Annotated in this window: 3 protein-coding genes; all 3 read right to left on the bottom strand. The window is 28.2% G+C overall.

What is annotated here, in order from left to right:
* Window positions 1–190: 190 nt before the first annotated feature.
* Window positions 191–637, bottom strand: coding sequence for a hypothetical protein (locus VK071_07985; GenBank protein ID HLR35247.1), 447 nt, complete (start codon window positions 635–637; stop codon window positions 191–193).
* A gap of 76 nt (window positions 638–713) precedes the next feature.
* A complete protein-coding gene (locus tag VK071_07990; GenBank protein ID HLR35248.1) occupies window positions 714–1,550 on the bottom strand; it encodes a polysaccharide deacetylase family protein in 837 nt (278 codons plus the stop codon).
* Window positions 1,551–1,765: 215 nt separating this feature from the next.
* A partial coding sequence (locus VK071_07995) for an FtsX-like permease family protein (protein ID HLR35249.1) occupies window positions 1,766–2,325 on the bottom strand: 560 nt, incomplete at its 5' end.

Consider the following 2,325-nt stretch of genomic DNA (forward strand, 5'->3'; position numbering starts at 1 on the left):
AATTATCCATAGTAATGCTGAAAAAGAGGCTATGGAAATAAAATCAGAATTAATGTCTAAACTTCCTTATTGTAATATATATACTGAAGGGCAAATAAGCCCAGCATTAGGAGTTCATACTGGACCAGGAGCACTAGGCATTGCTATACAAAATCTAAATTAAGAGGACTCTTTAAAGAGTCCTCTTAATTTAACCTATCCTTTTTTCTAAAGATTTAATTTCTATTTCATGTCTAGCTACCATTTCTTTTAATACCTCATTGTCTGCTTTGTTAGTTTCAATATCCTTAGTAATCTTTTCTTTAAACTCAGTTAAACAAGCTATTTGATCATATATTATATCTATTTTTTTGTCCATTATGTCTACTTTTCTTGTCAGTTCTTTCTGGCCTTTTTCCAAGGCACCTACTTTACTTGTCAGTTCTTTCTGGCCTTTTTCCAAGGCGCCTACCCTACTAATCAGCTGCTTTTGCTCCTCTTTAAGAGCCCTTACATCTCCCTTTAATCCAGCTACATCCTCTTTTAATCCACCTACGTCTCCCTTTAATCCACCTACGCCTTCCTTTAATCCAGTCACATCTTCCCTTAGTCCTTTTAATTCGTTCAGTACAGTCTTTTGAAATTCTTCTTGGGTCATTTTATCACCCCATCTTTTGTTTTATTATAGATATTATATCATATATGGGACGATTTTCTCTTATAGAAGCTATATATTAATTAATAAGTAATTCTTTTAATTTTTTATGGCTAGGTACGTTTATTCTTTTAAGTCCGTATAATCCATTAGATATATCTGCATATTCACTTCTAGTAGTTAGGGTAACCTTAAAATTCAAATCTTTAAGAACTTCTTCATTTGTCTCATTATAATCTCCATAGGGATATGCAAAAACATAGCTTTCACTACCCACTTTATCTTTAATAAGTTTCATTACTTTTTCCGTATCTTCTAAAAATCTATTATAATGTTCTTCTTTAGTCTCTTTTTTCATAGGCAATACTCCATGTCCATGTTTAGAACTCTCCTTATAATAGTGAAGATCGTAAGAATGAGGCTGTATTTCTATAACTCCACTTTCTTGCATTTCTTTAGCTTGTTCCCATGACATATATGAATATTTAGAATCCCTATTATAATTAGTTATTCCCATTCTAGCACCTAATATAAATATAGTAGCTTTCATATTATCTTTCTTTAATATAGGATAAGCATATTTATAATTATTTTCATAACCATCATCAAAAGTAACTATTATAGGCTTGTCCGGAAGATCTCCTTTACCCTCTTCAAATTCAATCAATTCTTTAAAAGATATAGTATTATATCCTTCATTTTTTAAGTATTCCATATCCTCTTTAAATCTTTTATTAGTTACTGTTATCTTATTAGTTTCCTCACCTTCTTCTACAATATGATGATACATAAGTATAGGTATTAATTGATTTGTATCACTTAAGCTTACAGTTCCTGTTACTATTTCTTTTTTAATAAAAATAAATGCTAGTGCAATTAATGCTATTATTAAAACATTGTATTTTGATTTTTTCATAATTAAGTCCCTTTCTATAATTTATTTACAGCCTTTTTAATTATCATGTAAAAATAATAGCATATAAATATTACAAAACCATTTATTTTTTCTTACAATTTTGTCATGCTAACAAAATACTATTAGTTTTCCTTTTTCCCTAAAATAAAAAGCTCCTTATTGCATCTTTAATATGAGTTTACATAATTAAAGAGCAAATAAGGAGCTTTTTTATCTTATTCTACAGCTCTTATAGCCTCAGTTATTTCAATTTTATCCACTTGTCTTCTAGGTCCTATTGTAGCTATATAGTTTAAAACTAAATTTATAATTATTACTATTAAAAAAGGTTTCCAATCTATAAAAAAACTTTTTACGTATGTTGGTATTGGCAATAAATACAATGGGAATATATATATTTCATAAACAAACATCCCTATTTCAACTATAAGTGCTACTATACAGGAAAATATACCTGATATAGTTCCATACATTAGTCCTTCAAATCTTATCATCTTTCTAAACTGTTTTTTTGTAAGCCCTATGGCTTTCATAATGCCATGTTCCCTTATTCTTGATATTAAATTATAGTTAATATTGTTATATATACTTAATCCAGTTATTAAGATTAAAATAACAACTATAGCATTTTGAAATAAGTTTTCAGTTATAGATGACTTTTCTAGTTCCTTATTAAACTCATAGCTATCAACAAATAGAGTATTTTTAAAAAGCTCCGATAGCTTTTGAGCTTTTTCCTTCACCATTTCATAATTTTTCTTACTAATATTTTCTT

The organism is Tissierellales bacterium, assembly GCA_035301805.1.
GTDB lineage: Bacteria > Bacillota > Clostridia > Tissierellales > DATGTQ01 > DATGTQ01.